The organism is Pseudomonas fluorescens, from assembly GCF_000967965.1.
Taxonomy (GTDB): domain Bacteria; phylum Pseudomonadota; class Gammaproteobacteria; order Pseudomonadales; family Pseudomonadaceae; genus Aquipseudomonas; species Aquipseudomonas grandcourensis.
Map to the genome: position 1 here is coordinate 1 of NZ_LACC01000056.1, position 7,505 is coordinate 7,505.

At 61.5% G+C, this 7,505-nt stretch carries 5 protein-coding genes and 1 other RNA gene; 1 reads left to right on the plus strand and 5 read right to left on the minus strand.

The genetic code is table 11. The annotated features are described in order from the left end of the window. Positions 1 to 64: 64 nt before the first annotated feature. Positions 65 to 403, minus strand: a complete 339-nt coding sequence (locus tag VC35_RS27840; RefSeq protein ID WP_007971455.1) for a YbaB/EbfC family nucleoid-associated protein — start codon at positions 401 to 403, stop codon at positions 65 to 67. Between the two features lie 67 nt (positions 404 to 470). Next, positions 471 to 2,552, minus strand: a complete 2,082-nt coding sequence (gene dnaX / locus VC35_RS27845; protein ID WP_046043928.1) for a DNA polymerase III subunit gamma/tau — start codon at positions 2,550 to 2,552, stop codon at positions 471 to 473. Positions 2,553 to 2,675: 123 nt separating this feature from the next. On the opposite strand from dnaX, the gene VC35_RS27850 reads away from it, so the two are divergent. Next, complete coding sequence (locus tag VC35_RS27850; protein WP_046043929.1) at positions 2,676 to 3,473, plus strand: substrate-binding periplasmic protein; 798 nt, start codon at positions 2,676 to 2,678, stop codon at positions 3,471 to 3,473. A gap of 60 nt (positions 3,474 to 3,533) precedes the next feature. On the opposite strand, the gene ffs is transcribed toward VC35_RS27850, so the two are convergent. The 3 genes from ffs to ligA form a co-directional block, all read right to left on the minus strand. Further along, positions 3,534 to 3,630, minus strand: an RNA gene (gene ffs / locus VC35_RS29375) — signal recognition particle sRNA small type. 111 nt (positions 3,631 to 3,741) lie between these two features. Then, complete coding sequence (locus VC35_RS27855) at positions 3,742 to 4,908, minus strand: zinc-binding metallopeptidase family protein (RefSeq protein ID WP_046043930.1); 1,167 nt, start codon at positions 4,906 to 4,908, stop codon at positions 3,742 to 3,744. A 169-nt stretch (positions 4,909 to 5,077) separates the two neighbouring features. After that, positions 5,078 to 7,435 (minus strand): NAD-dependent DNA ligase LigA, encoded by a 2,358-nt coding sequence (gene ligA / locus VC35_RS27860; protein WP_046043931.1) that lies wholly within the window; start codon positions 7,433 to 7,435, stop codon positions 5,078 to 5,080. Positions 7,436 to 7,505 lie beyond the last annotated feature (70 nt).

Sequence of the window (7,505 nt, forward strand, 5' to 3'; positions counted from 1 at the left end):
TAACTGACTGGCATTAGGCGCTATGCCTGGCATTTTTGTAACTCATCTGCCGCCTGAAGGCGAATCAGAATGGCAGTTTCATGCCCGGCGGCAGTTGCATGCCCGCAGTCATGCTGCCCATCTTGTCCTGGCTGTTGGCTTCGATCTTGCGCACGGCATCGTTGACCGCGGAGGCGATGACCGCTTCCAGCATTTCCTTGTCGTCTTCGCTCATGCCTTCGACCAGGCTCGGGTCGATGGTCACGCTCTTGACGTCATGACGACCGGTCATCACCACGGTGACCATATCGCCACCGGCCTTACCGGTGACTTCGGCGTTGGCCAGTTCTTCCTGCATCTTGGCCATTTTTTCCTGCATCTGCTGCGCCTGCTTCATCAGGCCGGCCATGCCACCTTTCATCATGGTAATCACCTCAAAAGTACTTGGATTAAAACAGCACCCGGCCCATGCGGCCGAGCGCCTTCAGTTATTAGCCCTGAGCGACCAGGGCGTCGACAGGTTCAATAGTATCGTTACGGACCACCGCACCGAACTGCTGCATCATTTGCTGGATGAACGGATCACCGTGGATCGATTCCTCCGCCTCGCGCTGACGGTTGGCACGGCGGCGCGAAGCCGCTTGTGCCGGGGTTTCCTGCTCGGGCTTGATCAGCTCGATGCTCAGGGTCAGGGTGCGCTGGTGATACTGGTTCAGCGCATCGTTGAGGCGACGCTGTTGCGTGGCGTTGAACAAGGCACTGTGGGCCGGGTCCAGGTGCATCAGCCAATTGTCGCCATCCACCGCGATCAGCGTGCAGTTGGCGGCGATGCTGCCGGTCATGCCGGAGATCGGCAATTTCGGGAACAGCTCCAGCCATTGCAGGGCCAGACCGGTGGCCGGCATTGCCGCGGGTTCAGGCTCGGGTTCCGGGGCCGGGTCGGCAGCGTGCTCGCTGGCCAGTTCGTCGAGGTAACTGTAGGCCGAATCCATGTCCGGCTCGATGTAATCTTCGTCCAGCGGCGGCTCGTCATCCAGGTCCATGCCAGGCGTCGCGGCATCGACTTCGGCCACCGAAGGTTCCGGGATCGGCGCGGCGGCCCATTCCGGGGCGTCCGGCACCACGCTGTCCGGTGTCGGCAACGGCATCGGCGGTAATTCGGGTTGTTCGCTGGCGGTTTCCAGCACCGGCTCCGCCGACGGTTGCTGGACGGGCGCTGGCTCGACCGGGTCATTCCACGGCAGGTCGACCACCTCTTCGACCACGATCGCTTCAACCACAGGCGCAGGCGCAGGTTCAGGCACAACGACCGGCGCAACCGGTTCCGGTGCAGGCGCTGGAGCCGCCACTGGCGCAGCTGCTACCGGGGCAATGGCCGCAGCGACTACCGGCGCAACAACCGGCGCGGCAGCCACTGAGTTTGCGGAATCAACTGTGGCCTGGCTGATCCCCACTGGCTTTAGCGGTTGCCTCGGGGCATCCGCGGTGTCTGCGGGCCGGAACGCCAGCATCCGCAGCAACACCATTTCAAAACCGCCCCGGGGATCCGGTGCCAGCGGTAAATCGCGGCGGCCGATCAGGCCCATTTGGTAGTAGAACTGCACATCTTCGGCCGGCAACGCTTGGGCCAGTGCCAGCACGCGATCACGGTCGCCGTGACCGTTGTCGACACCTTCCGGCAGGGCCTGGGCGATAGCAACACGGTGCAGCACATTGAGAATTTCCGAGAGCACGCCGTTCCAGTCCGGGCCTTGTTCGGCCAGGTGGCGGACGGCTTCGAGCAACGCCTTGGCATCGCCTTCGATCAACGCATGCAGGACGTCATAGACCTGCCCGTGATCGAGGGTGCCGAGCATCGCGCGCACGTCGGCGGCCATGACTTTGCCTTCACCGAAGGCAATCGCCTGGTCGGTCAGGCTCATGGCATCACGCATCGACCCGTCGGCGGCACGGCCCAGCAGCCACAGCGCATCGTCCTCGAACGGCACGTTCTCGACACCCAATACGTGGGTCAGGTGCTCGACAACTCGTTCCGGTGTCATGTTCTTCAAGGAGAACTGCAAGCACCGCGACAGAATCGTTGCAGGAAGTTTCTGCGGATCAGTGGTCGCCAGGATGAACTTGACGTAGGGTGGCGGCTCTTCAAGGGTTTTGAGCAGTGCGTTGAAGGAATGGCTGGAGAGCATGTGCACTTCGTCGATCAGGTAGACCTTGAAGCGCCCACGGCTCGGGGCGTACTGCACGTTGTCGAGCAATTCTCGGGTATCTTCGACCTTGGTGCGGCTCGCGGCGTCGATCTCGATCAGGTCGACAAAGCGGCCTTCGTCGATTTCGCGACACACCGAACACTCGCCACAGGGAGTCGAAGTGATACCTGTCTCGCAGTTAAGGCATTTGGCAATGATCCGCGCGATGGTGGTCTTGCCGACCCCACGGGTACCGGTAAAGAGGTAGGCGTGGTGCAGCCGCTGGCTGTCCAAGGCATTGATCAGAGCCTTGAGCACATGGGTCTGGCCGACCATTTCGCGGAACGAGCGCGGACGCCATTTACGTGCAAGAACCTGATAACTCATCGAAAACCGTCGCAGCGAAGGAAGCAGAAGCGGCTAATGCTAGCGGAGCAAGGGACAAATTGCATCCGGTGCGCTCGTGTATTGTGGCTAAGCTGCACATCGGGGTCTTTTAATGGAGTGTTTATGCGGCTGGCCTTGGGGGCATTGCTGTTGATCAGCCTGGACAGCGTGGCTGCGCAAGCACCGCTGCGCTTCGTGATAACCGATAGCTGGACCATGCCCATGGTGCAGATTGAACGAGGCAAACCAACCCAGGGCATCCTGTATGACGTGATGCTCAGCCTCGCGACCCAGGTTGGCGTACCGGCCGAATTCCATGTATTGCCCCGCAGGCGCATACAAAGCGCCATGGAGCAAGGCGAGGTCGATGTCCGCTGTTATGTCGCGCAATCGTGGCTGCCCGATCAGCTTGGCGATTTTCTCTGGAGTATCCCGCTCTTTGTTCAACCCGACGTGTTGATCACCCGGCATGCGTCGCCCGGCGCAGTCAATCCCGCCGACCTGCCGCAACAGTCCATTGGCACCGTACTGGGCTACAGCTACCCGACCCTGCAGCCGCTGTTCGACACCGGCCAACTGCAACGCGACGACGCACGCAATCAGGAACAGGTGATGGAAAAACTCCTGGCCGGCCGCAACGACTATGCCGTCAGCAATCAATGGAGCCTGGACTGGTTCAATCACCGCCTGCTGCCGGAGCAGCAACTGCAAGGCGTGGCAGTGCTGCAGGAACACCGTATCGGCTGCTACGTTCGCAACGACCCGAAGATCCCGGTGCAGAGCATCCTGCGCACCCTGGCACGGATGAAGATGTCCGGGGAGATCGATGAGATTGTTCGGCTGTATATCGGTGGCGAGCCTGCGGCTGTGGATAAACCGCAAACGGCAAAAAACCGCCCCGGAGAAGATCCTGGCAGCTAGCGAAAGTCTGAATTCAGAAAGATAACGCGGGAGAACACTCGCGTGGCGTTAAGGTGGTAACCCCACCAGCCACACCCCGGCACACAATGTTCCCGCTGTGGCTGCTTCCTTCCGGATCTGACCAGGTTCACGGGTAATCGTTGCGGGGGGACCGATGGGGTCACCATAACGACGCTCACCTGTCGGCGAGCCGCGCCATTGTACCTATCTGAAGCGAAGTTACAACCGTTGGTTTCGGAATAAAAATATGAGGAGCTTCAAGCACTTGCTATTGCGCCTCAAGCACCTCGTCCGCCCTGCCGCCCTCCTGCTGCATCACCAAGTGAATAAAGTGCAGCTTGGCGATGACGGCTGGCGGCAGGACGAACGGATAGAAATCCGGCTGCCCCATGCTGCGTGACAATTCGTTGAGCATGCCCGCCAGTTCGATCCACGCATTGACGAACGACAGGAACGCCACGCCGCCGGGATGCTGCGGATCGTAGAGAGTATCCAACGGAAACGGCTGATAGTCGAAGTCCATTTCCCGGGCACTCATGCCAAACCCCAGCGCGGTGTCCACCGCATCCATCATGTGCAGGTAATGGGCCCAGGTTTCGGCCCAGTCTTCCCACGGGTGCATGGTGGCGTAGGCGCTGACGTAGTGCTGCTGCCAGTCGAGCGGTGCGCCCTGCTGATAATGCCGCTCGAGGGCGTCGGCATAGCTGGCGCGCTCATCGCCGAACAATCCGCGAAAAGGCTCAAGCCATTGGCTATCGGCGATCAATCGATCCCAGTAGTAATGCCCGACTTCGTGACGGAAATGCCCGAGCAGCGTGCGATAGGGTTCGTGCATTTGCACCCGCACCTGCTCGCGATGGGCATCGTCGGCCTCCTTGACATCGAGGGTGACCAGGCCATTGGCGTGGCCGGTGGTGGGCGGTTTGCCTTCGAGGTCCACGCCGATGAAATCGAAGGCGAGGCCCGTCTCTTCATCGACAGTTTTGGGAATCACCTGCAACCCCAGGCTGAGCAGTTGCGCGACCAGACGCCGCTTGGCGGTTTCCACTTTGCGCCAGCGCTCGTGGTTTTCGGCTATCGACAGATCAGGAATGGTGCGATTGAGGCTGCAGGCAATGCACAAGACGTCATGGTCATTGGCAGACAACAACCAATTACAGGCCGCCGGGGAGTCGAGGTTGGCGCAGCGTCGAAACAGGCCTGCCCCAGGATCGGCATCCAGCAGCCAGGTGCCCGCCTGCACACCCGGTTGCAGCGCAGACAAGCGACTCTGCTCCGGCTGATAACCCAACGCCGCCGAACAGGCCAGGCACTGGCTGTTGCGAAAGAACAGCGACTGCCCGCAACGACAGGACCAGACCTTGCTGTTGCGCGAGCTTTCGCCCATGAACGGCGCGGCGATGCGCGAGCTGAGCTGCTCGAAGAAAGGGTACATGGCGATCTCTCCCTGGGGCTTGCAGAGACTAGATCATTCTTGCTCGCACATCGTTCCGCTTTTTTGTGGCGAGGGAGCTTGCTCTCGCTGGGGTGCAAGCAGCCCTGTGCTGTCTTGGTGCCTGCTGCGCAGGCAAGCGGGAGCAAGCTCCCTCGCCACAGGGTTCGTGCTAGATCGGGATGTTGTGATCCTTCAGGAACACCACAAACGCCTCTTCATCCAGCACCTTTAGCCCTAGCTCATTGGCCTTGGTCAATTTCGAACCGGCACCCGGCCCTGCGACCACGCAATGGGTCTTGGCCGACACCGAGCCGGCGACCTTGGCGCCAAGGCTTTCGAGTTTGTCCTTGGCGATATCCCGGCTCATCAGCTCCAGCGAGCCGGTCAGCACCCAGGTCTGCCCGGCCAGCGGCAAACCTTCGACGACCTTCTTCTCGCTCTGCCAGTGCATGCCGAAATCGGCCAGTTGCTTCTCCGCCGCTTCGGCCAACTGGCGATTGTCCTCGACCGCAAAAAATTCGCGCACCGAATTGGCCTGCTTCTCCGGCAGTGCCTGGCGCATATCCAGCCAGTCAGCACCGATCACCGCCTGCAACGAGCCGAATTTGTCCGCCAGTTTCTGCGCCCCGCCCGGTCCGACCAAGGGGATATGCAGCTTGTCGAGGAAACCACCCAGGGTGGTGCTCGCCGAAAACTCGGCACCCAACTCGCCCTGATCCTGAATCTGCAAACCATGCTTGAGCAGTTCCGCGATCACCTGCTGGTTATGCGCGTCCTCGAAGAAGCTGTGGATCTCGTGCGCGACTTCCAGGCCAACATCCGGCAAGTACGTGAGCACCTGCGGCAAGGCCTGCTGCACCCGCTCCAGCGAGCCCAGGGAACGCGCCAGTACCTTGGCCGTCTCCTCGCCGACATCGGGAATCCCAAGGGCGTAGATGAACCGCGCCAGGCCCGGCTTCTTACTGTCTTCGATGGCGCCGAGCAGGTTCTTGCTCGACAGTTCGGCAAAGCCTTCCAGATCGACAATCTGCTCGAACGTGAGGGCGTACAGATCGGCCGGCGAGCTCACCAGGCCTTCGTCGACCAGTTGCTCGACGCTCTTCTCTCCCAGGCCTTCGATGTCCATGGCGCGACGGGAAACGAAGTGAATGATCGCCTGCTTGAGTTGCGCGCCACAGGCCAGACGACCGACGCAGCGATACACCGCGCCTTCGCTCACCGTCTCGCGACCCTTGCTGCGCTTGATCAACTGCGTGCGCTCGACATGGGAACCGCACACCGGGCACTGCTCGGGAATCTGCACCGGCCGGGCGTTTTCCGGACGACGCTCCATGACCACTTGCACCACCTGCGGAATCACATCACCGGCGCGGCGAATGATCACCGTGTCGCCGATCATCAGGCCCAGGCGCGCAACTTCGTCCATGTTATGCAGGGTGGCGTTGGCCACCGTGACGCCCGCAACCTTGACCGGTTTCAGACGCGCCACCGGCGTCACCGCCCCGGTGCGGCCGACCTGGAATTCCACATCGAGCAGCTCGGTGAGCTCTTCCATCGCCGGGAATTTGTGGGCGATGGCCCAGCGCGGCTCACGGGCGCGAAAGCCCAGTTCGCGCTGGGAGGCAATGCTGTTGACCTTGAACACCACGCCGTCGATTTCATACGGCAGCGCACTGCGACGCTCACCGATGTCGCGGTAGTAATCCAGGCACTCGGCGATGCCGTGCGCCAGTTTCAGCTCATGGCTGATCGGCATGCCCCAGGCCTGGAGTTGCTGCAAATTGCCGATATGCGTATCGGCAATGTCCGCCGACACCTGGCCGATGCCGTAGCAGCAGAACTCCAGCGGGCGATTGGCGGTGATCTTCGAATCCAGCTGGCGCAAGCTGCCTGCCGCTGCGTTGCGTGGGTTGGCGAAGGTCTTGCCGCCGACTTCCAGTTGCGTGGCGTTGAGCCGCTCGAAACCGGCCTTGGACATGAACACTTCGCCGCGCACTTCCAGGGTCGCCGGCCAGCCAGTACCGTGCAGCTTGAGCGGGATGTTGCGTACGGTGCGCACGTTGACGCTGATGTCTTCGCCGGTGGTGCCGTCCCCACGAGTCGCGCCGCGCACCAGGATGCCATCCTGATACAGCAGGCTGACGGCCAGGCCATCGAGCTTGGGCTCACAGCTGTACTCGACGGTTGCGCCGCCACCGAACAGATCGCCGGCCGGCAGGTCCAGGCCTTCGGTCACCCGGCGGTCGAACTCGCGCATGTCGGTTTCTTCGAAGGCGTTGCCGAGGCTGAGCATCGGCACTTCGTGACGCACCTGGGTAAACGCCGACAGCGCCGCGCTGCCCACTCGCTGGGTGGGCGAGTCGCTGGTGATCAGTTCGGGATTGGCCGCTTCCAGAGCCTTGAGCTCGTTGAACAAGCGGTCGTATTCGGCGTCCGGAATGCTCGGCTCGTCGAGCACGTGGTAACGATAGTTGTGCTGATCCAGCTCAGCGCGCAGCTCTAAAATACGGTTCTTGGCGGCGGTCATGGGTGTTCTCTCATAATCGAGTAGGAGGCGGATTTACATCCGCCGTCCTCTCACACCACCGTACGTACGG

Coding starts and splice junctions, on each gene's coding strand:
- dnaX (WP_046043928.1), bottom strand. CDS start 2,552: ATGAGTTATCAGGTTCTTGCACGTAAATGGCGTCCGCGCTCGTTCCGC.
- VC35_RS27855 (WP_046043930.1), bottom strand. CDS start 4,908: ATGTACCCTTTCTTCGAGCAGCTCAGCTCGCGCATCGCCGCGCCGTTC.
- ligA (WP_046043931.1), bottom strand. CDS start 7,435: ATGACCGCCGCCAAGAACCGTATTTTAGAGCTGCGCGCTGAGCTGGAT.
- VC35_RS27840 (WP_007971455.1), bottom strand. CDS start 403: ATGATGAAAGGTGGCATGGCCGGCCTGATGAAGCAGGCGCAGCAGATG.
- VC35_RS27850 (WP_046043929.1), top strand. CDS start 2,676: ATGCGGCTGGCCTTGGGGGCATTGCTGTTGATCAGCCTGGACAGCGTG.